The organism is Candidatus Omnitrophota bacterium (genome assembly GCA_041648975.1).
GTDB lineage: Bacteria > Omnitrophota > Gorgyraeia > 2-01-FULL-45-10 > 2-01-FULL-45-10 > JAQUSE01.
Genome location: JBAZNZ010000016.1, coordinates 32,845 through 58,067 on the forward strand (window position 1 = coordinate 32,845; position 25,223 = coordinate 58,067).

Sequence of the window (25,223 nt, forward strand, 5' to 3'; positions counted from 1 at the left end):
GATTGCAACAAATCGGGGGCAGCCATGAAACTGGTGATAGCGATAATTCAGCCGCACAAACTCGAAGATGTTTTACAGGAGCTTGATAAAAATGAGATACACCTGAGGACTGTTTCCAGCGTGTTGGGATGCGGAAGGCAAAAAGGGCGGGTGGAGGTATACCGGGGAAGAAAAGAGACCGGGAATCTCCTCAAAAAGGTCCGCATAGAGATCGCCGTCAATGAAGGATTTGTCGAGCCGACCATAGCCGCGATAACGCGCGGCGCCAAGACCGGCGCCATAGGCGACGGTAAGATATTCGTGCTGGATCTTACAGAATGTGTAAGAATAAGAACAGGCGAAAAGGGAAACGAAGCCATAGGGTAGTAATTTTACTACTTTAATACACACCAAAGTAATATAATAATCATAACCTGGGACGGTTATGACATCAATAGCGGGAATAGACAAAGAAGAGGCTTTAGGGGCGAGGATGGCCGCCGCCGGTATAAAGGAGTCCGATATCGTCGAGCTCTTCATACTCGCCGGTAAAAAGGGAGGCCAGAAGGTCAATAAGACCTCCTCCTGCGTATATCTGAAACATAAGCCTACCGGTATCGAGGTCAAATGCCAACAGGAGCGCTCCCAGGCGCTGAACCGGTTCCTTGCCCGTAGGATCCTTGTCAACAAGATCGAAGCGCTTATTCTCGGCAGGGAGTCGGAAGAGCAGAAGAGATACGAGAAGATCCGCCGCCAGAAACGCAGGCGTTCAAGAAGGGCTAAAGATAAGATGCTCAGGGATAAGAAACTCCATTCCGAGAAGAAATCGCTCCGAAACAAATCCAAAATTTCACTACTCTAATATAAGCCGAAGTAATATAATAAATACATGCCTAAGCGAAAAAAATTCCTACCGGTAATAATTTTCTTCATCCTCATTATCTCTATCGCCGTATTTTTATTACACAAGACCCTGTCATACCCGGAAAACAAGTGGACGAGGCTGATAGTAAAATGCGCCGGAGTGGTCGATAGCGCCGGTAAGGCGGCAGGCGAGGGCATAATGAATGGCCCGATAGCCAATTGCGAGGCTGTAGGCATATTCCCGTCTACAATTTCCGGAGGATTCGGCCTCGGCGGCCAATACGGCCAGGGGATAATATTGGTCAAACATGACGACGGATGGTCGCCCCCGGCGATATTTACGCTGGCCGGAGGGAGCATCGGCTGGCAGATAGGCGCTCAGGCGACCGACATAATACTGGTCTTTATGGACGCTCACAGCGTCGATGCCATTCTTCGGGGAAAGATGAAACTCGGCGTGGACGCCTCGGTTGCCGCGGGCCCGGTCGGAAGGAACGTGTCGGCGGCCACCGATGCCCAATTAAGGGGCGGCATATTGTCGTATTCCATATCGAGAGGCCTTTTCATCGGCGCCAAGGTAGAAGGCGCGGTACTTTTGGAGCACGAAGAAGCGAATGAGGAACTTTACGGGAAGCCCCTAACGGCCCGGGAGATACTTATTGAAGATAAGGCCGTCATGCCCAAGGCCGCATACGCGTTCTTTAAGACATTACAGCCGGACAATCCGGTAATCCGTTTCTTAAGAAAAATAGGGGTGTTTAAGTAGGGATGATGAGGATAATACTCATAGCTATAATATGCTGTTACTTGTGCGGCTGTTCCAGTATAATGTTAAGCGAACGGGAACGGGCGCTGGATGCGGATTATGAAAACGGCAAGATAAGCAAGATCCAGTATCTATCGTCAATGAGTGTTCTGGAGCGGGAAAGAGCTAATAATGCATCCGGTAAAAAATAACAGGTTATATTTTCGAAAGGCGAGAGATGAAGAAGGTCGTTGTAATGCTGTTATTATTCTCTATGATGGCCACTGCGCCGTCGTATGCGCTTGACCTGGCGGAAAAAGTCATATATAAAGAAGTCCAGATCGGCACTGAGACGGTTTTAGTCAACCGGTTCACAAAAAGGGTCGTATCGAGGTTGGAATACGGCAAATATGTGCAGCTTCCTACGACTAAGGGTTTTGAGGACGCGCCGTCTATCCAGGAAATATACCAGTCCCGTTACAACGATATGACACAATAAAGGAGGAACGCATGAGAAGAATAATATTATCTTTTTTCGCCGTCTGTATATTGATCGGCCCCGTATCGGCGGCGGACGACGTCCAGCCGACGTCGATAAAGGACGAGGTACAGTCGCTTTTTAACACCTCGGGCACTGCGTTCGACAAGGAAGACGTCGGTGGTGTGGTCAGGGCATACCTTCCGGCGGCCACATTGCAGTACCTGGACGGCACGGTCCTTACCGCGGACGAATGGAAAGCAAACCTGAAGAAAAATTTCAACAAGATAGAAAATGAAGAAACGAGATATGACGTCACAAAAGCGGAGGCCATAGACGTAAACGGCGCGGCTACGGTCACGGCGATACACGAATATATGCTGACCGGCGGAAAGCACCTGTATCGGACTACGCGGACGTGGCAGGTCGACCTGACAAAGACCCTCAACGGCTGGCGCATCGTCCGTTTAAAACAGCTCTCCCATAAAATGACTTGTGACGGCGCTCCATGCGAAGAAGATACGGGGATCGAAAAATTCTAGATGGACCTATTCGAAAAAGAGAAGACTAAGCTGAAGGCCGAAGGGCCGTCCTTCGGCAAAAGCTCAGGACAGGCCCTGAGCCCTTCGACAAAGCTCAGGGCTCATCCCGAGCAGAGTCGAGGGATGAGCGAAGCCGAAGGGCCGCTCGCCGCGAGGATGCGGCCGAGGTCGCTCGACGACTTCACTGGCCAGGAACATATCCTGGGCCCCGACAAGCTGCTGCGGCGGCTGATAGCGTCGGATAAGATTTCGTCGCTCATCCTTTACGGGCCGCCGGGATGCGGCAAGACGACGCTCGCGCTCATAATAAGCGAGAGGACGAAGTCGCACTTTGAGAGGATAAACGCCGCGTCCAATAACGTAGCGGACATACGGCGCATCATCGCCCAGGCCCAGAAGCGCGCCTCCGTAGACGGCAAACGCACGATACTATTGATAGACGAAATACACCGCTTCAACAAGGCCCAGCAGGACGTGCTGATGCCGGACGTCGAGGCCGGCAACCCGGTACTCATCGGCACGACGACCCACAACCCTTTCTTCTACGTAAATAACGCCCTCCTTTCTCGCTCGCAGGTCTTTGAATTCAGGAAATTGTCCGACGTCGACGTCGTCATGATATTGAAAGCCGCTTTGAATGACAAAGAGAGAGGTTTTGGGAAGATATCCGTTGCAATAGACGACGACGCTGTCATGCACCTTGCCAGGATGTCGGAAGGGGACGCCAGGCGCGGCTTGTCGGCGCTCGAGATAGGCGTCCTGACCACGCCGGCAGGCAAGGACAAGAAGGTCCGCATTACGCTTAAGATTGCGGAAGAGTCCATACAGAAGAAGGCCGTGGTATATGACAAGAACGAAGACGGGCACTACGACACGATATCCGCGTTCATAAAGTCGATGCGCGGCTCGGATCCCGACGCTGTGCTCTACTGGCTGGCAAAGATGATATACGCCGGCGAAGACCCGAGGTTCATCGCCCGCAGGATCGTCATCTGCGCGGCAGAGGACGTGGGCAACGCCGACCCGCAGGCGATCGTCGTGGCCAACGCGGCGCTTCAGGTGTCGGAGTTCGTAGGGATGCCGGAGGCGCGCATACCGCTCGCCCAGGCGGCCGTCTATGTCGCGTGCGCGCCGAAGTCGAACGCGAGTTACCTCGGCATAGAGGCGGCGTTAAAGGATGTGGAAGCGGGCAGGACGCTGGAGGTGCCGGACCACCTGAAGGACGCGAGCCTTGACTCGGAAGAGTTCGGCCACGGCAAGGGGTACAAATACGCGCATGACTTCGACAATCATTACGTGAAACAGGAATATAAACCCACGGACAAGATCTACTACATTCCGACAAATATGGGATATGAGGCGAAGATCAAAGCGTGGCTGGAGAAGCTCAAGGCCGGTAAATAATATTGACTTAATATATATATAATATACTTATGGAAATTATATATAATACAAAAAGGAGGGGCAATGAGCGCCAGAAAGAATGCCATTCTTGTCTTTTCCGCTATTTTTTCATTCAACTATTCGATCATTACCACTCAAGTTTTCGCTAATCCTTTTTCCATTCCAAAAGTCCTGCCCGGAGAATCTCAGGAAATACAGCTTCTCGGATCCACAGTTAATATCAAAGGGATTACAGATCAGGATAATGTTCTGCGGGTAAACGGACGGAACATAATCATCCAGAAAGACGGCTCATTCCAGGATGACGTCCTTATCCCTTTAGGCGATACCGAAATACAAGTTACGGCTACAAACAAGGACGGTAAAGTTAAAACCTACGCCAAAAAAATAACGGCGAAGGAAAATCACTTCTTCATGGTGGGGCTCGCCGACGGGACACTCAACTTTTCCCAGGCAAGCGAAGGCGTGACCTGGGAACGGGATGGGAAGCATTTCAAGAACGGCTTCAACGCCGACGGGAAACTCGCCTACTACTGCGTCGGCAAGATCCTCGGGAAAATTTTAATCAAATCCCAGCTCGACACCGATAAAGCTACCCAGGAAAAACTTTTTACCTATATCGATCCCGATAAATATTATCCGGTCTATGGCGACGATTCCACGGTGGTGTATGATGTGAACAGCCAGGGGAAGTTCTATCTCTTGTTAGAATGGGACAGATCGGGGATCACGGTCGGCAACTTCCAGACGCAGATAGGCGGGGAGAAGTCCGACAAGATAGCGAAATATAACAGGACCCTCTATGGCGGCAAGATCCAGCTCGAGTCGACCCAGCGGACCATATACGGCGAACCCATCACGAAGGCCGCCATGTTCGCCGCCGAGGCGAACCAGCACGCCGGCCATAATGAATTTTTGGCTACGGGCACATCCCTGTATTATCTCCGGCACAGGAATATTGTAGAGGGAAGCGAACAGGTGCGTATCGATGTAAGGGATAAGAATACCGGCATAACGCTGTATTCGATCAACCAGGCGGTTTCTACGGACTATCAGATAAAGTATGACCAGGGCAATATTACTTTTAACAAACCTGTCCTGGCCGTTGCCGCTTCCGATACGATCATATCAAGCGACGTCCTGAACGGCAATCCGGTTTACGTCGTCGTGAATTACGAATACAAGGATCAGAACGCGTTCCCGATCTCGATAGAAGAGTTCGGGCAAAGGACCGGCGGCTTAAATATAACGCAGAATTTCAATAATTTCGGCGTCGGCGTTACTTATGTCCAGGAGGCAAACCCAAACGATTCCCTTAATCAGTATCAGATGTACGGGATAGACGGCACCGTTAAAATCGGGAATTTCACCAAAGCCACCATCGAGGCTGTGGGCACGCAGGCCGCCACAGCGCCTCTATATATCTCTTATAACGGCGGCTACGATTTTACCACAGTGACAGGCGATAACGCCCTTCGGGACCATGCGTTAAAGATAAACGTTAATTCGAGTATAGGCGAATATCTGGGGCTGGGCAGAGGTTACGGAGATTTTTCATTTTATTACCAATATATAGGGAAGAATTTTGTAACCTCCGACAGCCTTTTCCAGGCGGGGACGGAAAAATACGGGTTTGAGTTCGCGCATAAACTCACCGAGAATGACAATATACGCTTCATATACGAGAAGAAAGCGCTTGAATCGACCAATAAAGCGGCCCAGAACCAGGTCACTGCCGGCTCGGAACAGGACTTCACGGGGCAGTGGACCCACAAGTACGATAAATTCGATTTCATAACGGAATTCGCGTCCAAGGATAAGACGGATGTGTATTCTTACTATGGCGGCGGGCAGCATAGATTAACGGAAAACACGATCGCCGAGCGCGTCCAATATAATTTAAACAAGATAACCTCCCTGTTCATAGGAGAGCAGATTACCGTAGACGGCGGCAAGGCCAGGACCTCCGCCGGCGTTAACACTAAGCTTTTCGACGGCACAAAAGCCATGGTCGAGTGCGCGGCCGGGAACGACGGCAATTCCGTATCGGCCGCTTTCGATAAGGCTGTGGGGCAGGAAGGAAGCGTTTATACCAACTACACTTTTACCGATTCCGTGACCGACGGGAAATCTTCCACGACCTCATTCGGCTCAAACACCGCGTTAAGCCCGAACGCCAAACTAAATACGGAACGGCAGTTCATAACCAGCGACATAAGGGGCGCCTACACGACGAATCTGATGGGCTTGAGCTACAGCATAAATCCCCAAGCGGAGTTCAGCGCCACTTACCAGAGGCGTAACGAAGGCGAGGATTATAACCTGATGGGATCCATCCCGCAGGATGCTTTCTCATTTAACGGCTCGTATATAGCTCCCGATAAGTTTAAGCTGGTGACGAAGGAAGAATACAGGCGCGATCAGGACAAGACCTGGCAGATCCTGACGGACAATACGGGTGAGGTAAAGGTCTTCGGCGACGTATATCTTTTCGGCGAATGTGAATATTCCATCGCCTACACGGAGGGGGCCAACGATTCCTGCTCGAAGATCGACAAAAAACAGGTGGGGCTCGCTTACAGGCCCGTGGCGTTCGACTGGTTCAACGGCCTTATCAAATACATACGTTATATAGACGAACGGCCGGACAGCGTTACGAGCGCTGACGGCGGCTTCCTGACGATGCAGTCGACAAGCGACACGTTTGCGGCAGAGGCGGCGCTTGATTTGCCGTGGAATTTCCAGCTTGTGCAAAAGCTGGCCTATAAATACGAAAAGACGCTTTCATACGATCCGCTCGGGATAGTAGAAACACCGGATGACCTTACCGCTAAATTATGGATAACCAGGCTTAATTACCATCTTACGAAAAAGTGGGATGCCGCGTTCGAATACAGGGTCTTGCAGGAGAAGGGGCCGTCGCTTGGCGCTACGACGCAACACCGCGAAGACGGGTTCCTTGTCGAAGCCAACTATCTTATAGCGAAGGGCATTGCCGTCGGCGCGGGCTATAACTTCACCTCATTCGCCGACAACCTCGACATGAAACTCTCGGACATCGCCGACAAAAATCAGGGCGCCGGCGGGTTCTTCGTGAGACTGCAGGGAAGGTATTAACAGTCTGATAGGGTTGGTTTATTGCGTTTATAGCGTTTGTTGGGTTGGTTGAGTTATGAAGATTGAAAAATTTGAAGACATACAGGCTTGGCAGGAAGCAAGAGTTTTAGTAGGAATGGTTTATGAGGTTATTAAATCTAAGGAATCGTTTTATAAAGATTACAGATTTAGAGATCAGATTACCTCCGCGGCGGTTTCGATAATGGCAAATATCAGCGAAGGTTTTTCAAGAAGATCCAACAGAGAATTTATACAGTTTTTATTTATAGCCAAGGCTTCAGCCGCGGAAGTGCAGAGTCATTTATATGTCGCGTTAGATCAAGAATACATGACTAAAGAGGCCTTTAACAAAATATACGAGCAAAGCGATAAAGTAGCGAGATTGATATCGAATTTTATAACATATTTACTACAACGCAACAAACACAATTAACTCAATGAACCTAACAAACCCAACAAACCCCATAACCCTAAAACGCTACAACGCAACAAACCCAACAAACCCAACAAACCCTACAAACGCAATAACCATACTCATCGTTTTAACCCTGCTTTCTTACTCATCGACTGCTCATGCTGAGTTGACGAACGACATGTCCGCGGATGTGGTGATAGGCCAGCCGGATTTTAGAACGACCAGCGCCGGGACTACGCAGCGTAACTTAAACGCGCCGCACGGTATTTTTACGGACGGCCAACGGCTTTTTGTCACCGAAGTCAATAATAATCGCGTTATGATATGGAATTCCATCCCTGTTTTAAACGATGCCCCCGCGGATATCGTCCTGGGGCAGGCCGTGTTTACAACGTCGGCAGCCGGGACGGGCCGGAGCGGGCTTAACGGGCCCAGAGGCGTCTGTTACGCCGGGGGAAAATTATTCGTCGCGGACTGGGGGAATAACCGTATCCTAATATGGAATACGCTTCCCACCGTCAATAACGCGCCCGCGGATGTCGTGGTAGGCCAGCCCGATTTCGATACCGTATCTTCCGGCGTGTCCCAAAGTAAGATGTACAGGCCCAATATGCTCCATTCCGATGGGAAAACGCTCATAGTTCCCGACGAATATAATAACAGGGTCCTGATATTCAAATCGATACCGGTATCGAACGGCGCCCCAGCAGATAACGTAATAGGACAGGCCGATTTTACGACTAATTCACAGGGCACAGCCAGGGACAAGATAGACCGCCCAAACTCGTTGTTTTTTGACAGCCAGAGGTTGTTCATATCCGAGTATGACAATAATCGTATCCTTATTTACAATTCAATCCCTTCCTTTAACGGCGCTCCAGCGGATATCGTCCTGGGACAGCCGGACTTTACAACTTCCTCTTCGGGGCTCGGCCCTGATAGGTTCCATATCCCCGGCAAGGTTTTTTCGGACGGTAAACGTCTTTATGTGCCCGATGTTAATAACAACAGAATACTCGTTTGGAATAATATGCCGCTTTCTAATGGCGCTTCTGCGGATATGGTGATCGGCCAGCGCGACTTTTTTTCCAACGGGGTCAACCAGGGCGGCAGCGCGAATGCCAATACAATTTCGGCTCCGATAAATGTGACCTCCGACGGCAAAAGACTGATAGTTTCCGAATTTACAACCAACAACCGCGCTCTCATCTACAACATCGGCGGCTCATCCATCAAACAGGGCCCCCAGTTCGACCAGGGGAAAGCCCTGATAGGCAAGGTCTTCAACGACGTGAACGGTAACGGGATGCAGGACACATACGAACAAACGAATGAACAAATTAACGAATTAACGGATAAACGAACCAACGAATTAACAAACGAACGAATAAACGAATTAACGAATAAACGAATAAACGAATTAACGAATAAACGAATAAACGAATTAACGAATAAACGAATATCCGAACCCGGTATCGAGGGTGTCAAAGTCGCCACCGACACCGGCATCTACGCCATAACAGACCCGGACGGTAAGTATCACTTCCCCTATATAGAGGTAGGCCAGCATCTCTTAAAGATAGACGAATCAACTCTTCCTGAAGGCTCAACAATAACTACAGATAACCCCTATCATGTAACAGTAACAGAAGGTGTCCTCACCAAAGTCTCTTTCGCCGTCAAATTACCACCCGAACGAATCAACGAACAAACGAATAAACGAATCAACGAACCTCTGCTCAAAGTCAGCGTTTCCCAGGACCCCGTCATGCTAAAACCCCGCCTCTTAATCTCCCATAAGATAGTCACCAGCGAACCAACGACTAAACGAACTAACGAATTAACGGATAAACGAACCAACGAACTGATAGAATTCACGATAACCTGTAATTATCACCCTTTCATCGTTAAATCAAACATAAAGCTCTATGATAAAGACTATAACCTCATCAAAACAATAGACCTCCCCAACCCCATACCCTCAACATATACCCTCCCCATATCCGACTTATCATTCCAAACGAATAAACGAATAAACGAACCAACGAATGAACGAATCTATTATCAACTCTCCGTCTACGATAAGAACAACAAGGAAGACAGGACGGGCGTAGGGGAGATTGCCATTAAGTAGGATCTGCGGGTAGGCCTTGACAACCTAACCAAAATGGTATATACTCCAGAGTAGTAATACTAATACGGAGGTAATTCCATTATGAAACACATTCAAAGGATGTTGGATATTAAACTTCCGGCCCGGCAATCCGCGTTTTTATGGGGCGCCAGGAAAACAGGCAAGACTACATATCTTAGGAATCGTTTCCCGGATAGCCTGGTTTACGATTTCCTTAAGGCTGACTTTTTTCTCGAAGTCACTAAAAATCCCGCCCTGCTGAGGGAGCGTTTGCTCGCGAAGAATGAAGTGGCGCTTAAACATCCGGTGATACTTGATGAAGTCCAAAAAGTTCCGCAGGTGTTGGACGAGGTGCATTGGTTAATAGAAAACAAAGGTTTAAGGTTTATATTATGCGGCTCAAGCGCCAGAAAGTTAAAAAGGGGGCATGCGAATCTTTTAGGCGGAAGGGCGTGGCGTTATGAACTCTTCCCGCTCGCTACACCCGAGATCGGGCAATTTGACCTTTTGCGCGCTCTCAATCACGGCTTGATCCCGTCACACTATTTACAGGACGAAGAGGATTGCAGAAAATCCCTGGCAGCCTATATACAGGATTATTTAAAGGAGGAAGTTTTTGCCGAAGGCCTGACGCGTAATATTCCCGCGTTTTCAAGATTTTTCGAGGCATTCGGATATTCACACGGTGAGATCACCAATTATTCCAACATCGCCCGCGACTGCGGAGTGGACTCAAAGACTGTAAAAGAATATTATCAGATACTTGTCGATACATTGCTGGCGATCAGGATAGAACCGTTTAAGAAAAGGCAATCGCGTCAGGTTATAACAAAGGCGCCTAAATACTATATGTTTGACGTAGGCGTCGCCGGTTATCTGACAAAGAGACGCGTAGAAAAAGCCAAAGGCTCGGAGTTTGGAAAGGCGTTCGAGCATTTTTTGCTTATGGAAATAACCGCTTACAGGTCTTACTCCAGACGCGATTTTGAAATGAATTTTTGGAGGACTAAAACGGGCCTTGAGGTGGATTTCGTGCTTGGCGCCGGGGAGGTTGCCGTAGAGATAAAAGGGACCGAGCGTGTTGACGGAAAAGATCTTGCCGGGTTGACGGCGTTTACCGAAGCGTATGCCCCAAAGAGGGCGATTGTGGTTTGTAGCGAAAGAGAAAAGAGAATGCGTGGCAAAATAGAGATTATGCCCTGGCGTGATTTTCTGCGCGAATTATGGGGAAGACATATAATATAATGAACCCTATAATGATCCTCATCATATTGACTCTTCTGTTTTACCCAAGACCCGCCCACGCCGAACTGACGACCGGCATGTCCGCGGATGTGGTGATAGGGCAGAAAGACTTTGTTTCGAATGCTGCGAATCAGGGCCTGGGCGGCGCGAATAGCAATACCCTGTATCACAATTACAAGATTTTTTGCGATGGCGCTAAGCTTTACATAGCAGATGCAAGCAATCACCGTATTTTGTTTTTCAATTCAATCCCCAGCACGAACGATTCTTCCGCTGATACTGTTATCGGCCAGCCTGACTTTACGTCGAATTCGGCTAACCAGGGAGGCGCAGGTTCCGCGGCGAATACGCTTTACAGCCCGAGCAACGCTTTTTTTGACGGAAAAAAGTTATTCATTTCCGATCAAGGCAACAATCGCGTTCTGATATTCAACTCTTTTCCCTCTGGTAATAACGTTCCCGCGGATGTTGTTATCGGCCAGCCTGACTTTACTTCCAATTCGATAAACCAGGGCGGAGCCGCGCCGGGTTCAAATACTTTATATCAACCGACAGATGTGTTTTCGGACGGGACACGGCTGTTCATCATCGACTACGGTAATCACCGCGCTCTTATATTTAATCGTATCCCAACCGCTAACAATACCTCCGCTGATGTGGTTATCGGCCAACCTGATTTTACCTCCAGCGCTGTTGACCAGGGAGGAGGGCCCGCGGCCAATACCGTAGGGCTTGTGGTGATGGGCTGCTCGGATGGCAAAAGATTATTTTTAAGTGACGGGCAAAATCACCGCGTTCTCATTTATAACTCTATTCCGACCATGAACAACGCCTCCGCGGATATTGTCATAGGCCAGCCTGATTTTACATCCGGCTCTTATAATCAGGGGGGCGACCCCGGGCCGAATACCTTAAAAGGCCCTAAAGGCGTTACCACAAATGGCAAAAGACTGTTTATCGCAGAGGATAATCACCGGATCCTTGTTTTTAATTCAATCCCGACTGGAAATAATGCCTATGCGGATATTGTTATAGGGCAGCCGAATTTTACTTCGAATTCTGTCAACCAGGGCGGAGGGCCGAAGGCAGATACATTGAATTACCCGCGTGTAGCTATTTCTGACGGTAGAAGACTATATGTTGACGATGAACGCAACAACCGCGTCCTCATCTACAACATCGGCGTCTCATCCATAAAGAACGGCCCCCAGTTTGACCAGGGCAAAGCCCTGATAGGTAAAGTCTTCAACGACGTAAACGCCAACGGCATCCAAGACAACCCAACCAACGCCACAAACCCAACAAACGCAATGAACGCCACAAACCCAACAAACGCAATGAACGCCACAAACCCAACAAACGCAATGAACGCAACAAACCCTATAACCCAACAACGCAATAACGCAATAACCGAACCCGGCATCGAGGGCGTCAAAGTCGTCTCCGACACCGGCATCTACGCCATAACAGACCCGGACGGTAAATACCACTTCCCCTATATAGAGGTAGGCCAGCATCTATTGAAGATAGACGAATCCACTTTACCCGAAGGAAGCGTCATAACTACAGACAACCCCTATCATGTAACGGTAACCGAAGGCGTCCTCACAAAAGTCTCTTTCGCCGTGCAGTTACCACGAGAACGCAATAACGCAAACAACCCAACAAACGCAACAAACCCAATAAACGCAAACAACGCAACAAACCCAACAAACGCAAACAACCAGCCTCTGCTAAAGGTAAGCATCTCCCAGGACCCCGTCATGCTAAAACCCCGCCTCTCCATCTCCCATAAAATCGTATCATCTAACTCCGAACCCAATAACCCAACAAACGCAACAAACCCAACAAACGCAAATAACGCAACAAACGAACTGATAGAATTCACGATAACCTGCAATTATCATTTATTCATCGTCAGATCAAACATAAAGCTCTACGATAAAGACTATAACCTTATTAAAACGATAGACCTCCCCAACCCCATCCCCTCTATATATACCCTACCTCTTAACGCAACAAACGCAACAAACGCAAATAACGCTATAACCCTAAAACCCCCGCCTGCCTCGCAGAAATCCTACAGCAGTCGGGCAGGCAATAACCCTACAACCCTCTATTATCAACTCTCCGTCTACGACAAGAACAATAAAGAAGATCGCACCGGGATAGGAGAGGCCGGGATATGAATAAAAGAGCAATTGCGTTATTATCCGGAGGACTCGACAGCATACTTTCCGTTAAGCTCATGCAGGAACAGGGCATAGAGGTATTCGCCGTCAATTATTATATAGACTTTGCCGCATGCAATGCCAGAGGAGGCGAAGGTTCCGCGGCGAAAGCGGCGAGGATGCTGAAGGTCCCGTTCGAGCTCATAGATATCACCGACGAATATCTAGAGACATTTAAGCACCCGAAATTCGGCTACGGCTCGAACGTAAATCCTTGTATCGATTGCAAGATATTCATGTTAAAGAAGGCCAAAGAATATATGAAGAAGGCCGGCGCTTCATTTCTGGTGACCGGAGAGGTAGTCGGCCAGCGGCCGATGTCCCAGAGAAAGGACATGCTCTATCTAATCTCGAAACAGGCAGAAGTCAAAGAGATACTGTTGCGGCCGCTCTCGGCGAAACTCCTGAACCCGACGCTGCCCGAGACGGAAGGCATTATTAATAGAGAAGAGCTGCTCGATATGTCCGGCCGCGGCAGGACCCGGCAGATGGAGCTTGCGGAAAAATTCGGCATAAAAGAATATCCTAATCCTGCGGGCGGGTGCCTATTGACGGATCCGGGGTTCGCCAGGCGGGTAAAGGACCTGGAAAAACACGGCGCGCTCAATGTGAACGACCTGAGGCTCCTTAAGGCGGGGAGGCATTTCCGGTTGACAGAGGCCGCGAAACTCGTCGTAGGGCGGGACGAGAAGGACAATGAAGAGCTGCTGTCGATGGCGAGTCCCGAGGATATGATATTCAAGCTTAAAGACCGCCAGGGGCCGCTATCCCTCTTGAGGGGGAGCCACAGCGAAGAAGTAATCAAGCGCGCGGCGGAGATCGCCGCCTATCACACAAAATTCCGCGGCGAGGAGACGTTGAAGATAGATCACTGGAAGGCAGGCTCATCCGACCGTGTTACGTTGACCGTAAAGCCTGCAGATAAGAGCGATGTAGAAGCATCGCGGATTTAGTTGACATAAGTGGGCGAAGGTGGTTTAATAAAGACAAATAACGGGGAGGCCGTGAAGCGGCCTGAGAGTTCTGCCGCATCGAGCAGATTACCCTTAGAACCTGATCTGGGTTATGCCAGCGTAGGGATAGGTTAGGACGAGGCCCTTATGTTTTGGCGTAAGGGCCGATTTTTTAATAGGATAGATATGGAAAAATTACCAGAACTGGGGAAGATAAACCCGGAATTTTTTAACAAATTCATCTACCCAAAATTGGGCGCGAAAGATAAGTCGGTCCTGGTCGAGCCGCAGCACGGCGTCGACTTCGGGGTCGTCGACCTTGGCGACAGGGTGATGGTGATGTCGACAGATCCGTTCTATATCGCCAGTGAGCTCGGGATGGAGAAGGCGGCATGGTTCGCCGTCCATATACTCGCGAGCGATGTCGCGGTAAGCGGGATAAGGCCGAGATACCTGGCAGTGGACCTCAACCTGCCTCCCGGCATGAAAGAGGACGAGCTCGTAAGGATGTGGGGCGCGGTGGATGGCGTTTGCAAGGAACTCGGCATTACCGTTGTAACAGGCCACACAGCGCGTTACGCGGGCTGTAACTATCCGATGGTCGGCGGCGCCACGATGATAGGCGTTGGCAGTAAGAATGAGCTTATTATACCTAAGATAAACGTCGGGGATGCCATTGTAGTCTCGAAAGGGCCGGCGATAGAGACGACAGGCCTCATGGCCGCGTATTTCCCGAAATTCCTGGAGGAGAAGTACGGAAGCGCGTTTGTCAAAAGGGCTCAGGACGTCTATTATCAGATGTCGACCGTTAAGGACGCGCTCGTCGCGTCGTCCGTAAAAGGGGTCACTGCGATGCATGACGCGACCGAATGTGGCGTATTCGGCGGGCTTTACGAGATGGCGGCGCATAGTAATGTAGGGCTGAATATAGATGTAGATAAGATCATCCTGCAGGACGAGGTAAGAAAGACCTGCGACTGTTTCGGGATAGACCCGTATGTCGCGATAAGCGAGGGGACGCTTCTCGCGAGCGTCCGGGCCGATAAAGCGGACAGCGTCGTCAAGGCGCTTAAGAAAGAAGGGATCGCGGCGAGCATCGCGGGCGTTGCCGTTCCCGCGAAAGAAGGCATCCATACTATTGTTAACGGCAAGAAGAAGATATTGAGCCATCCGAAGATCGACCCGTTCTGGGCGAAATTCGAGGAGTATCTAAAAAAGTAGCGGAGGTGCAAATTGAAATTAGACGAGATAAAGATATCGCAGGCCATAATCAAGACATACTATGATAAGCTTATCAATTGCCTGGATGTGGACGTAGCTATCGTAGGGGCAGGGCCTGCGGGGATGGCTTGCGGCTATTACCTGGCCCGAAAGGGCGTAAAGACGGTGATCTTTGAGAGAAAGCTCTCCGTGGGCGGCGGGATGTGGGGCGGCGGAATAATGTTTAACGAGATAGTGGTACAGAAGAAAGCAAAGGCCATCCTCGACGAACTTGATGTAAGGACGAGGAGGTACGAAGATGACTACTATATGGCCGATTCAATCGAAGCCGTTTCGACGATCTGCTCAAAGGCGGTTAAGGCCGGAGTGACAATACTAAACCTGATAAGCGCGGAGGACCTTATGGTAAGGAATAAGAATGTGCGAGGTCTTGTCCTGAATTGGACGGCGGTAGAGATGGCGAAGCTTCACGTCGATCCTATTACCATGTCCGCCAGATTCGTAGTCGATGCCACCGGCCACGCGGCTGAGCTGGCGCGCCTGGCGGAGAGGAAATCGGGGATAACGCTTAAGACGAGGACGGGCAAGGTGGTAGGTGAGGGGTCCATGTGGGCCGAGGTTGCCGAAGATACGATAGTTAAGAACTCGAAAGAGGCCGCGCCCGGCCTGTATGTCTGCGGGATGTGCGCAAACGCCGTCTTCGGCGGGCCTAGGATGGGGCCGATATTCGGGGGTATGCTCATCTCCGGGAAAAAAGTAGCTATGGATCTGGTAAAAAGACTGCGCGATTAAATATTAAAAATTTTATAAAATAGACTTGACAAATTCTTTTTTTAGTGTATAATCACTACTAAGTCAATCATATTTATAGCCTTTTGAAATCGGGGGTGTATTGTGGCTCGGATATTCTCGGACATTACGAAAACCGTAGGTAATACGCCATTGGTAAGGATAAACAAACTGAACCAAGGATCGAGTGCGACCATCCTGGCCAAACTAGAATTTTTCAATCCGCTGTCGAGCGTAAAGGACAGGATCGGCATTGCCATGATAGAGGACGCCGAGAAAAAGAGCGCATTAAAAAAGAATTCCGTTATAATAGAGCCGACGAGCGGCAATACAGGTATTGCCCTGGCGTTCGCGGCCGCCGCAAAAGGATACAAACTTATACTGACGATGCCCGATACCATGAGCGTGGAGCGCAGGCAGTTATTGAAGATACTCGGCGCAGAGATCGTCCTAACCGACGGCGCAAAAGGCATGAAAGGGGCCGTGGACAGGGCCGAAGAGCTGGCAAAAAAGACACCGGACAGTTTTATGCCGCAGCAGTTTAATAATCCGGCGAACCCCGAGATACACCGGAAGACGACTGCCGAAGAGATATGGAAAGATACGGACGGAGCCGTTGATATATTCGTGGCCGGCATAGGCACCGGCGGCACGATAACCGGCGTGGGCGAGGCGCTGAAGAGCAGGAAGCCGGGCCTGAAAGTGCTTGGAGTGGAGCCTGCCGATTCGCCGGTTTTATCGGGCGGTAAACCGGGCGCGCATAAGATACAGGGCATCGGCGCGGGATTTGTCCCAAAAGTATTGAACCAAAAGATATTGGATGAAGTAATTAAGGTAAGCAATGAAGACTCCGGCGAGATCGCCAGGAGGCTTGCCAGGGAAGAAGGGATACTCGCGGGCATCTCGAGCGGCGCGGCTATGTGGGCGGCGCTCGAGGCGGCGAAACGAAAAGAATCCGCCGGCAAGACGATAGTGGTCCTGTTGCCGGACACCGGCGAGCGGTATCTCTCTACATGGCTATTTCAGGAGTTTTTAGGGTGAACCCCGCCCATCTTATGATGGGTTAGGGGATTAGGAAGGAAGGGCGGGGTGAAGATAACATATAAAGGCGATTACGCGTTAAAGGCCCTGTTCCAACTGGCGTTAAGGTACGACGAAAGCGGCAACGGGGTCATGGCCATAAGCGAGATCGCGCGGCTCGGCGACATGCCTACGAAGTTCCTGGAGCAGATACTTCTTATATTAAGGAAGGGCGGTTTTGTGAAGTCCAAACGCGGCGTAAACGGCGGATTCATGCTGGCTAAAGAGCCCAAAGAGATAACGGTCGGTGAAGTGATAAGGTTCATCGAAGGGCCGATAGGGCCGATAGCGTGCATAGAGCGTGATGGTTATAAGGGCTGCAAAGACGTCGCTAGCTGTATATTCCGCAACGTCTGGAAAGACGTTAAAAATGCGATATCGATAGTGATAGACACATTGACGTTCGAGGAGTTGGTGATGAGACACAAAGAGAAGTCGCTGGGCATTTTGCCGGAATTTGATTATACGATATAAAAAGGGAGGCAACAGATGGCGAAGACGATAAAAGAGATAAATGAAAAGATAAGAAGCGGCGGCGTAGTCGTCGTGACCGCCGAGGAGGTCATAGACCTCGTCGAGAAGAAGGGGCTTAAAGAGGCCGCGAGGGAGGTCGACGTAGTAACGACCGGCACCTTCGGCCCGATGTGCTCAAGCGGCATATATCTTAACCTGGGCCACTCGAAGCCGAAGATAAAATTAGGCGGCGGCCAGGTCACGCTGAACAATGTCCCCGCGTATACGGGTTTCGCAGCGGTCGATATCTATCTGGGCGCAACGGCCATGCCCGACGACGACCCCAGGAACAAGGTATTCCCCGGCGAATTTAAATACGGCGGCGCGCATGTCATAGAAGAACTGGCCGGCGGCAAGGACGTGGTGCTGGAGGCTCGCGCTTACGGGACGGACTGTTACCCGCGTAAATATATCAAGACCTACGTAAATATAAAAGATATGAATGAGGCCGTGCTGTTGAACCCGAGGAACTGCTACCAGAATTATAATGTGGCAGTAAACCTCTCCGACAAGAAGTCTATCTACACCTATATGGGAATGCTCCGGCCCAACATCGGGAACGCCAATTATTGCTCGGCCGGGCAGCTCTCTCCGCTCTTGAAAGACCCGTATTACAGGACAATAGGCGTCGGCACCAGGATATTCCTGGGCGGGGGCGTGGGGTATGTCTATTGGAACGGGACCCAGCACAATCCGTCGGTAAAGCGGAAAGAAAATGGGGTGCCGCAGGCCCCTGCGGGGACCCTCGCTGTGATGGGCGACCTGAAACAGATGAAGGCCGAATGGCTGCGCGGGACCTCATTCCAGGGATATGGTGTAACTCTTACGGTCGGGTTAGGAGTTCCTATACCTGTCCTCGATGAAGAGGTATTGAAATGCGCCGCGATAAAAGATGAAGATCTCTGGGCGCAGGTGGTCGATTACAGCGATGACTACCCGCAGGGCAAGATCGGCTCACTGGGCGAGGTAAATTATAAACAGCTTAAGAGTGGAAGCATTACCGTGAAGGGCAAAGAGGTGCCGACCGCGTCTCTCTCCAGCTATCCTAAGGCTATAGAGATAGCGGAGGAGCTGAAGAAATGGATAAAGGACAGGAAATTCTTCCTGACCGAATACGTCCAGGCCCTGCCCGGGGCGGATGCGGGCATTGCGTTTAAACCGCTAAAAGAAAGGCCGGTTAAGGAGGAGTAATTGGAACATTTCATCCACATATTCATCCATTACCTGAAAGAGGTCATCCCGGCGCTCGCGGTCGGGTTCCTGATAAGCGGGCTTGTGCATGAACTTATACCCGAGACTTTCGTCCTTAAATATCTCGGCAGCAAGGGGATACGGCCTATCCTTATATCGACGCTCGTCGGGACCGTCCTTCCTGTCTGCTGCTGGGGTTCCCTGCCGATCGCGGTCAGCTTCTACAAGAAAGGCGCGAAACTCGGCCCGATACTCGCTTTTCTTGTCGCAACGCCCGCAACGTCTGTCAGCGCGCTCCTGGTCGCATACAGCGTCCTCGGGCTGAAATTCACCGTATATATATTCTTTGCGGTAATAGTGATGGGCATCGTCGTAGGCCTGGCGGGCAATATGGTAAAATACACGCCCCGCCCTCCATCCGAAAAGGCACATTGCCCGCATTGCGAGATCGATCCCGGACACGAAAAACTGCACAGAAAGAAGACCCTGCGCGAGAAGGTGATATCCGCTATGAAATATGCTTTTATCGAACTGCCGAGAGAGATAGGCGTGGAGCTTTTTATAGGCCTGTTGCTTGCGGCATTTGTCGCGACATTCATGCCTTTAGGCAGGCTCATCAAAAATTACCTCGGCGGCTGGTTCGGCTATCTCTTTGCCGCAGTCTTCGGCGTCCTTATGTACCTCTGCTCGACGGCTAGCGTCCCTCTAATCGACAGCCTGATGCGGCAGGGGATGAACCACGGCGCCGCGATGACGCTTCTTCTGATCGGGCCGGTCACAAGTTACGGCACGATACTGGTGTTGAGAAAAGAGTACGGTATAAAAGTGCTTACCGTTTTCCTGTCCACATTGATAATAATATCGCTTCTTCTCGGATTCGGATATGAGGCAATCTCCTACACAAAATAACCTTTATATGGTAAAATTACCCGTGAACCAGTCCACAAACCACTCACTTCGTTCGGGTTTGGGACGGTTCAGGGTTCCGCTCCACAGACTTATACCCGTGGAGCTTCACATTCCTGAAGATAAAGGTTATCCATACAAATGGCCAGTACAAAATTCTATAATTTAACGGTCGAATCCGCGGCCGGATTGCTCGGCGCAGATATAGACGCCGGGTTGACCGCGTCCGCGGCGAAAGACCGCCTCGAAAAGTCCGGCCCGAACCAGCTTCGGGAAATAAAGGGCCCGACAGCGTTCTCCATCCTCATCGGCCAGTTCAATAACTTTATAATATGGGTCCTCATAGGCGCGGCCCTCGTCTCGGGCTTCCTTAAAGAATGGGTCGACGCCATCGCTATAATAGCGATCGTGATCGTGAACGGCTTATTGGGCTTCATCCAGGAGTTTCGTGCGGAGAAGTCGCTCGCGGCGCTGAGGAAACTCTCTTCCCCGACATCGAAGGTGATCCGCGGCGGCCAACATGTTATGATCCCTTCGCTTGAGATAGTGCCCGGCGACCTGATAGAGCTCGAAGCCGGGGACAACGTCCCCGCGGACAGCCGCATAACGTACGCTACCGGCAATTTTGCTGCGCACGAGGCGAGCCTTACCGGCGAATCGACTCCTGTATCAAAGACGACCCTCTCGCTCGACGAGGAAGATATACCGCTGGGCGACAGGGCTAATATGGTATATGCGGGCACCTCCGTCACATCAGGCAAGGCGAGGGCCATGGTGACCGAGACAGGCATGAATACCGAGCTCGGCAAGATCGCCGGCATGATACAGTCTATAGGCGGGGAGACTACGCCGCTCCAGAAGAAGCTGGACCAGTTCGGTAAGTGGATCGTCTACCTCTGTTTTGTTCTTGTGGGGCTCGTATTCGTGATGGGGCTCCTGCGTGGAGGCAAGATACTGGACATGTTCCTGACTTCGGTCAGCCTTGCGGTGGCGGCGATACCGGAAGGCCTGCCGGCAGTAGTGACGATAGCTCTCGCCCTGGGCGTGCAGAGGATGGTGAAGCGCCATGCCCTCATAAGGAAACTCCCGTCGGTAGAGACGCTCGGCTGCGCGACCGTAATATGCTCGGACAAGACCGGAACGCTCACCCGGAACGAGATGACGGTTAAAGAGGTATTCACATACGGCAATAACTATAAAGTAACAGGCACAGGATACGAACCAAAGGGAGAATTTTTACTCGACAATAATCCGGTAAAGCCCCGGGAACGGCGGGACCTGGATAAGGTACTCATCTGCGGCGTATTGTGTAACGGCGCCGACCTTGTTTCCGAAAACGGCGTTTACAAGATAATGGGCGATCCCACCGAGGGCGCCATACTCACAGCCGCGGCAAAGGCCGGGATGTCGAAAGAGGCCGTCGAAAAGGATTTTCCGTTTGTCGAAGAGATACCGTTTGACGCCGACCGGAAGAAGATGACCATAGTGCGCAAGGAGAAAGAGAGGTTCGCGGCTTTCGTAAAAGGCGCGCCCGACATCCTGCTCAACGATTGCGTTAATATCGAAGTTAGCGGCGAGGTAAGGCCGCTCGGCGAAAAAGAGCGGGAAAATATACTGAAGGCGAACGACGATATGGCCGGGCAGGCCCTGAGGGTCCTGGCGGTCGCGTACAGGTATCTGGATAAAGAGCCGGATAGCTATGAAGCGAAGAATATAGAGAAGGCCCTTACATTCGCCGGACTTATCGCAATGATCGATCCTCCGCGCGAAGAGGTCAGGGCCGCGATCGAAGAGTGCAACACGGCCGGCATAAAGACCGTGATGATCACAGGGGATCATAAGCGGACCGCCGTGGCGATAGCGAGCGAGCTTAAGTTCTTTAATAAAGATTCTATGGCATTGACCGGCGAAGAGCTGGACGGCTTATCGGACGAAGAGCTTTACGCGAAGATCGAGATGACGCCGGTATACGCCCGCGTCTCCCCGGAGCACAAGCTGAGGATCGTGCGCGCCTGGCGGAAGCGCGGCGATGTCGTGGCGATGACCGGCGACGGCGTTAACGACGCGCCTGCCGTGAAAGAAGCGGATATAGGCGTGGCCATGGGCATCACAGGGACCGACGTCACCAAAGAAGTCTCGGACATGGTAATAACGGACGACAATTTCGCGTCGATAGTGTCCGCCGTCGAAGAAGGCAGGGGCATATACGATAATATTAAAAAATTCATCAACTACCTGCTTTCCTGCAACGCCGGCGAGATACTGGTCATGTTCATATCTTCCCTTATAGGGCTGCCCGTGCCGCTCTTGCCTATACATATCCTTTGGGTCAACCTTGTAACCGACAGCCTGCCGGCCCTGGCGCTTGGCGTAGATCCCGTCGATCCTGATATAATGAAGAGGCCGCCCAGGCCCACGGACGAGGCCGTTGTTACCAGGAAGAGGGCGCTCGGCATGTTGATGCAGGGAGCGTTCATAGCGTTCTGCAGTTTGCTCGCGTTCGTATTGGTCCTGTATGTGGAAAAGGAGGGATTGGCCAGGGCAAGGACAGCGGCGTTCATAGTCCTCTCCTGCGCCCAGCTCTTCCATTCGTTCAACTGCCGGAGCGAGACGGAATCGCTCTTCGCGCTCGGGATATTGACCAACAAGAAACTGATAATCGCGACCATCGTGTCTTTCATGCTTCAGATGGCGGCCGTCTACATACCTTTATTCAATACGATATTCAAGACAGAGCCGCTCGGGGCCTTTGATTGGGTGATGGTCATAGTTATCTCGTCATTCCCTTTATGGGCCATGGAGGCGGTGAAGGCTGTAAATAAGAGGTCAATAAAAAGGAGGTAGTTACATGAAGACCGTAAAGAGAGCGGCGGCGATAGCCATATGCCTTTTAGCCGTATCGGGCTTTCTAATGGCGGCAGGTAATGCTATAATGGCGCAGGAAGAAAACATGCCGGGGATCATGACGGCAGACCAGGTACGGGCGCAAAATGAGGTTATAATCAGGAAGCTCGACGAAATATTAAAAGGTCAAAAGGAAGTTATGGAAGGTATGGAATCGTTGAAGCAGGAAATGAATGTGTTAAAGATAAGGGTAACTCAGCAGCAGTAGGAGATATATGGGCGGAGAAAACGTATCTTATATCGTAGCCTTTTTCGCGGGAATACTTACCTTCCTGTCGCCGTGCCTGTTGCCGCTCGTCCCTTCCTTCATCGCGTATATGGCGGGCGTATCGTTCAGCGACCTGAAAGACTCCGGCAGGAAGAGCGATGTGAGGAAGAAGACAATTATACACTCCCTTCTCTTCATCGCCGGCTTTTCTGTCATATTCGTCCTGCTTGGCCTTACAGCCACCTTTATAGGCAAGGCGCTTTTTCAATATCAAAAGATCATCAGGATAGCGGGCGGTGTTATGATAACGCTGTTTGGGCTCTATCTTACCGGTATCCTGAAGCTGGACTTTTTGGGGAAAGAGCGCAGGTTCGATCTTAAGACGAAAGGGGCAAGTTATATCGGTTCGTTCCTGATCGGCGTTACGTTCGCCGCCGCATGGACGCCGTGCGCCGGCCCGATACTCGGCTCTATACTGGTCCTGGCAGGCACGAAGTCGAGCGTCGCCGAGGGGGCGAAGCTCTTGACCGTATATTCGCTAGGCATAGCGGTCCCTTTTTTCATAACGGCGTTGGCGGTGAATTCTTTCCTGGAATATTTTAACAGGTTCAAAAAAGTGATAAACGTCGTAAATATCGTCGGGGGGGTATTCCTTATTATAATCGGTATCCTGGTTGCGACGAATTACCTGGCGGTCATCTCGGAGAGGTTCCTGGCCGCGTTCACGAGATAGGAGCTAAAAAAAGGGGGAGATATGAAGTCGAAACTGAGTAAGTTCTTTGTCCTGACGGTCGCTTTATTTCTTGTCGGAGCATGCTCTAAATCCGGCGCCATGGAGGTCGGCGAGGTAGCGCCTGATTTTACCATAAACGACGCGGAGGGAAAACCCGTCACGCTTTCCGAATTCAAAGGCAAGGTCATAATCCTGGATTTCTTCGCCAGCTGGTGCCCTCCGTGCAGGATGGAGATACCGGATTTCATCGCGCTGCAGAAGACATATGCTTCGCAGGGCTTTACGATGGTGGGCGTAAGCCTGGTCGACAAGAATGAGACCGCGAAGTTCGTCTCCCAGCAGAATATCAATTATCCGGTAGCGGTCGACGACGGAAAGGCCAGCGATTCTTACGGGCCTATCAGGTCCATACCGACCACATTCCTGATCGATAAGGATTTCAAGATAGCGAAAGTGTTTATAGGTTACAGGGCGAAGGATGTATTTGAGAAGGAGATACAGGAGCTGTTAAAGTAAAAAGGGGAAATAAGCCATGAAAGAAAAGATCGAGAAAGCGCTGGAAAGCATAAGGGCGGGGCTGCAGCAGGACGGCGGCGATATCGAACTAGTAGGTGTAGAGAACGGCGTGGTGAAGATCCGCCTGAAAGGCGCGTGCGCGGGATGTCCCATGAGCCAGATGACGCTCGCTAATTTCGTCGAGACAGAGCTGCGCAAGCAGGTTCCTGAGATAAAGAAAATACAGGCCGTAATATAGAGGTTTTATTATGATCATCACAAAGCAGAAAGAGATAAAAGAGATACTGAGGTTCCTCGAGAACGAAGATAAGATATTTATCGTCGGGTGCGGTGAATGTTCTACGACCTGCAAGACGGGCGGCGAAGAGGAGATAAAGAGAGTTAAAGAAGCCCTCGAGAAAGAAGGCAAGACCGTAACCGGCTACTGTGTGCCCGAAGCCCCGTGTATAGCCTCGAAAGTAAAGTTGGAACTTGCCAGGAACAGGAAAATAATAGAATCGTCGGACGCCATCCTCGTCCTGGCTTGTGGCTTGGGGATCCAGTCTGTCGCGGAGAATTTAAGGATAGATAAAAAAGTCCATGTCGGATGCGACACGCTATTTATGGGCGCGATAGACGCCGGCGGCGCCTTCCAGGAAAGATGTTCCGCGTGCGGGGACTGTATACTGGATCTCACCGGTATAATCTGCCCTGTGACACGCTGCTCCAAGTCGCTCATGAACGGCCCGTGCGGCGGCCAGGATAAGGGTAAGTGCGAGGTCGACAAGGACCGCGACTGTGCGTGGGTTCTTATATATAACCAGCTCAAGAAGCATGGCAAACTGCATCTCCTGAAAGAGATAAGGCCTCCCAAGGACTATTCAAAGTCAACCAAACCCCGCGAGTTAAAACTGTAGTACCTTCCGCTTCGTCCATCTCATCGTCCAATAAATTTTTCGGGTCCCCGCCTGCCAGCGAGAGACTGCTTCAGGCGGGCAGGCTGCCGCGGCTTGGACTTTTTCTTCAAAAGGGCTCGTATGGGTTTATCCCGCCATCTGTTTAGCTCGGGGCGGGAT

General features: G+C 50.9%; 25 protein-coding genes and 1 riboswitch. All 25 genes read left to right on the plus strand.

All coding sequences use genetic code 11. From position 1 onward, the window contains the following. The first annotated feature begins 24 nt into the window (after nucleotides 1-24). Nucleotides 25-366, plus strand: a complete 342-nt coding sequence (locus WC592_05995) for a P-II family nitrogen regulator (GenBank protein ID MFA4982000.1) — start codon at nucleotides 25-27, stop codon at nucleotides 364-366. 58 nt (nucleotides 367-424) lie between these two features. Next, nucleotides 425-841 (plus strand): peptide chain release factor-like protein, encoded by a 417-nt coding sequence (locus tag WC592_06000; GenBank protein MFA4982001.1) that lies wholly within the window; start codon nucleotides 425-427, stop codon nucleotides 839-841. Nucleotides 842-868: 27 nt separating this feature from the next. Continuing rightward, the gene (locus WC592_06005; protein ID MFA4982002.1) at nucleotides 869-1,609 is read left to right on the plus strand and encodes a lipid-binding SYLF domain-containing protein; all 741 of its coding nucleotides are present in this window, start codon (nucleotides 869-871) and stop codon (nucleotides 1,607-1,609) included. Between the two features lie 2 nt (nucleotides 1,610-1,611). Beyond that, nucleotides 1,612-1,800, plus strand: a complete 189-nt coding sequence (locus tag WC592_06010; protein MFA4982003.1) for a hypothetical protein — start codon at nucleotides 1,612-1,614, stop codon at nucleotides 1,798-1,800. Nucleotides 1,801-1,826: 26 nt separating this feature from the next. After that, nucleotides 1,827-2,087: a hypothetical protein gene (locus WC592_06015; GenBank protein MFA4982004.1), complete on the plus strand. Its 261-nt coding sequence runs from the start codon at nucleotides 1,827-1,829 to the stop codon at nucleotides 2,085-2,087. An 11-nt stretch (nucleotides 2,088-2,098) separates the two neighbouring features. Beyond that, on the plus strand, nucleotides 2,099-2,608 hold the full coding sequence (locus WC592_06020) for a nuclear transport factor 2 family protein (GenBank protein MFA4982005.1): 510 nt from the start codon (nucleotides 2,099-2,101) through the stop codon (nucleotides 2,606-2,608). Between the two features lie 123 nt (nucleotides 2,609-2,731). Then, nucleotides 2,732-4,012 (plus strand): replication-associated recombination protein A, encoded by a 1,281-nt coding sequence (locus WC592_06025; protein MFA4982006.1) that lies wholly within the window; start codon nucleotides 2,732-2,734, stop codon nucleotides 4,010-4,012. Between the two features lie 63 nt (nucleotides 4,013-4,075). After that, the gene (locus tag WC592_06030; protein ID MFA4982007.1) at nucleotides 4,076-7,129 is read left to right on the plus strand and encodes a hypothetical protein; all 3,054 of its coding nucleotides are present in this window, start codon (nucleotides 4,076-4,078) and stop codon (nucleotides 7,127-7,129) included. Between the two features lie 55 nt (nucleotides 7,130-7,184). Beyond that, nucleotides 7,185-7,562, plus strand: coding sequence for a four helix bundle protein (locus tag WC592_06035; protein MFA4982008.1), 378 nt, complete (start codon nucleotides 7,185-7,187; stop codon nucleotides 7,560-7,562). Nucleotides 7,563-7,566: 4 nt separating this feature from the next. Next, nucleotides 7,567-9,678: an NHL repeat-containing protein gene (locus tag WC592_06040; GenBank protein ID MFA4982009.1), complete on the plus strand. Its 2,112-nt coding sequence runs from the start codon at nucleotides 7,567-7,569 to the stop codon at nucleotides 9,676-9,678. An 81-nt stretch (nucleotides 9,679-9,759) separates the two neighbouring features. Further along, entirely contained in the window at nucleotides 9,760-10,923 is a 1,164-nt protein-coding gene (locus WC592_06045) for an AAA family ATPase (GenBank protein ID MFA4982010.1), read from the plus strand. After that, a complete protein-coding gene (locus WC592_06050) occupies nucleotides 10,902-13,112 on the plus strand; it encodes a hypothetical protein (protein MFA4982011.1) in 2,211 nt (736 codons plus the stop codon). The genes WC592_06045 and WC592_06050 overlap by 22 nt, the downstream gene beginning before the upstream one ends. After that, entirely contained in the window at nucleotides 13,109-14,107 is a 999-nt protein-coding gene (locus WC592_06055) for a tRNA 4-thiouridine(8) synthase ThiI (protein ID MFA4982012.1), read from the plus strand. The genes WC592_06050 and WC592_06055 overlap by 4 nt, the downstream gene beginning before the upstream one ends. A gap of 31 nt (nucleotides 14,108-14,138) precedes the next feature. Further along, nucleotides 14,139-14,252, plus strand: a riboswitch (TPP riboswitch). Nucleotides 14,253-14,293: 41 nt separating this feature from the next. Beyond that, on the plus strand, nucleotides 14,294-15,328 hold the full coding sequence (locus tag WC592_06060) for an AIR synthase family protein (protein MFA4982013.1): 1,035 nt from the start codon (nucleotides 14,294-14,296) through the stop codon (nucleotides 15,326-15,328). Between the two features lie 12 nt (nucleotides 15,329-15,340). Then, on the plus strand, nucleotides 15,341-16,120 hold the full coding sequence (locus WC592_06065; GenBank protein ID MFA4982014.1) for a sulfide-dependent adenosine diphosphate thiazole synthase: 780 nt from the start codon (nucleotides 15,341-15,343) through the stop codon (nucleotides 16,118-16,120). Nucleotides 16,121-16,222: 102 nt separating this feature from the next. Beyond that, nucleotides 16,223-17,158, plus strand: a complete 936-nt coding sequence (gene cysK / locus WC592_06070) for a cysteine synthase A (protein MFA4982015.1) — start codon at nucleotides 16,223-16,225, stop codon at nucleotides 17,156-17,158. Between the two features lie 48 nt (nucleotides 17,159-17,206). Beyond that, nucleotides 17,207-17,671: an Rrf2 family transcriptional regulator gene (locus WC592_06075; protein MFA4982016.1), complete on the plus strand. Its 465-nt coding sequence runs from the start codon at nucleotides 17,207-17,209 to the stop codon at nucleotides 17,669-17,671. Nucleotides 17,672-17,686: 15 nt separating this feature from the next. After that, nucleotides 17,687-18,901, plus strand: coding sequence for a homocysteine biosynthesis protein (locus WC592_06080; GenBank protein ID MFA4982017.1), 1,215 nt, complete (start codon nucleotides 17,687-17,689; stop codon nucleotides 18,899-18,901). Continuing rightward, entirely contained in the window at nucleotides 18,902-19,810 is a 909-nt protein-coding gene (locus WC592_06085) for a permease (protein ID MFA4982018.1), read from the plus strand. Nucleotides 19,811-19,948: 138 nt separating this feature from the next. Then, on the plus strand, nucleotides 19,949-22,651 hold the full coding sequence (locus tag WC592_06090) for a calcium-translocating P-type ATPase, SERCA-type (GenBank protein ID MFA4982019.1): 2,703 nt from the start codon (nucleotides 19,949-19,951) through the stop codon (nucleotides 22,649-22,651). 4 nt (nucleotides 22,652-22,655) lie between these two features. Further along, nucleotides 22,656-22,919 carry a hypothetical protein gene (locus WC592_06095; GenBank protein ID MFA4982020.1) on the plus strand — a complete coding sequence of 88 codons (264 nt, stop codon included), beginning with the start codon at nucleotides 22,656-22,658 and terminating at the stop codon, nucleotides 22,917-22,919. Nucleotides 22,920-22,926: 7 nt separating this feature from the next. Further along, complete coding sequence (locus tag WC592_06100) at nucleotides 22,927-23,652, plus strand: cytochrome c biogenesis protein CcdA (GenBank protein MFA4982021.1); 726 nt, start codon at nucleotides 22,927-22,929, stop codon at nucleotides 23,650-23,652. Between the two features lie 21 nt (nucleotides 23,653-23,673). Further along, on the plus strand, nucleotides 23,674-24,168 hold the full coding sequence (locus WC592_06105; protein ID MFA4982022.1) for a TlpA disulfide reductase family protein: 495 nt from the start codon (nucleotides 23,674-23,676) through the stop codon (nucleotides 24,166-24,168). Nucleotides 24,169-24,184: 16 nt separating this feature from the next. Continuing rightward, nucleotides 24,185-24,406, plus strand: coding sequence for a NifU family protein (locus tag WC592_06110; GenBank protein ID MFA4982023.1), 222 nt, complete (start codon nucleotides 24,185-24,187; stop codon nucleotides 24,404-24,406). A 10-nt stretch (nucleotides 24,407-24,416) separates the two neighbouring features. Then, complete coding sequence (locus tag WC592_06115) at nucleotides 24,417-25,064, plus strand: methylenetetrahydrofolate reductase C-terminal domain-containing protein (GenBank protein ID MFA4982024.1); 648 nt, start codon at nucleotides 24,417-24,419, stop codon at nucleotides 25,062-25,064. The last annotated feature ends 159 nt before the right edge of the window (nucleotides 25,065-25,223 follow it).

Excerpts from the sequence above, each read along its gene's own strand:
- WC592_06015 (MFA4982004.1), top strand. The coding sequence starts at position 1,827 with ATGAAGAAGGTCGTTGTAATGCTGTTATTATTCTCTATGATGGCCACT.
- WC592_05995 (MFA4982000.1), top strand. The coding sequence starts at position 25 with ATGAAACTGGTGATAGCGATAATTCAGCCGCACAAACTCGAAGATGTT.
- WC592_06055 (MFA4982012.1), top strand. The coding sequence starts at position 13,109 with ATGAATAAAAGAGCAATTGCGTTATTATCCGGAGGACTCGACAGCATA.
- WC592_06050 (MFA4982011.1), top strand. The coding sequence starts at position 10,902 with ATGGGGAAGACATATAATATAATGAACCCTATAATGATCCTCATCATA.
- WC592_06045 (MFA4982010.1), top strand. The coding sequence starts at position 9,760 with ATGAAACACATTCAAAGGATGTTGGATATTAAACTTCCGGCCCGGCAA.
- WC592_06095 (MFA4982020.1), top strand. The coding sequence starts at position 22,656 with ATGAAGACCGTAAAGAGAGCGGCGGCGATAGCCATATGCCTTTTAGCC.
- WC592_06080 (MFA4982017.1), top strand. The coding sequence starts at position 17,687 with ATGGCGAAGACGATAAAAGAGATAAATGAAAAGATAAGAAGCGGCGGC.
- WC592_06040 (MFA4982009.1), top strand. The coding sequence starts at position 7,567 with ATGAACCTAACAAACCCAACAAACCCCATAACCCTAAAACGCTACAAC.
- WC592_06025 (MFA4982006.1), top strand. The coding sequence starts at position 2,732 with ATGAGCGAAGCCGAAGGGCCGCTCGCCGCGAGGATGCGGCCGAGGTCG.
- WC592_06105 (MFA4982022.1), top strand. The coding sequence starts at position 23,674 with ATGAAGTCGAAACTGAGTAAGTTCTTTGTCCTGACGGTCGCTTTATTT.
- WC592_06110 (MFA4982023.1), top strand. The coding sequence starts at position 24,185 with ATGAAAGAAAAGATCGAGAAAGCGCTGGAAAGCATAAGGGCGGGGCTG.
- WC592_06115 (MFA4982024.1), top strand. The coding sequence starts at position 24,417 with ATGATCATCACAAAGCAGAAAGAGATAAAAGAGATACTGAGGTTCCTC.
- WC592_06020 (MFA4982005.1), top strand. The coding sequence starts at position 2,099 with ATGAGAAGAATAATATTATCTTTTTTCGCCGTCTGTATATTGATCGGC.
- WC592_06010 (MFA4982003.1), top strand. The coding sequence starts at position 1,612 with ATGATGAGGATAATACTCATAGCTATAATATGCTGTTACTTGTGCGGC.
- WC592_06100 (MFA4982021.1), top strand. The coding sequence starts at position 22,927 with ATGGGCGGAGAAAACGTATCTTATATCGTAGCCTTTTTCGCGGGAATA.
- WC592_06030 (MFA4982007.1), top strand. The coding sequence starts at position 4,076 with ATGAGCGCCAGAAAGAATGCCATTCTTGTCTTTTCCGCTATTTTTTCA.
- WC592_06090 (MFA4982019.1), top strand. The coding sequence starts at position 19,949 with ATGGCCAGTACAAAATTCTATAATTTAACGGTCGAATCCGCGGCCGGA.
- WC592_06000 (MFA4982001.1), top strand. The coding sequence starts at position 425 with ATGACATCAATAGCGGGAATAGACAAAGAAGAGGCTTTAGGGGCGAGG.
- WC592_06005 (MFA4982002.1), top strand. The coding sequence starts at position 869 with ATGCCTAAGCGAAAAAAATTCCTACCGGTAATAATTTTCTTCATCCTC.
- WC592_06060 (MFA4982013.1), top strand. The coding sequence starts at position 14,294 with ATGGAAAAATTACCAGAACTGGGGAAGATAAACCCGGAATTTTTTAAC.
- WC592_06035 (MFA4982008.1), top strand. The coding sequence starts at position 7,185 with ATGAAGATTGAAAAATTTGAAGACATACAGGCTTGGCAGGAAGCAAGA.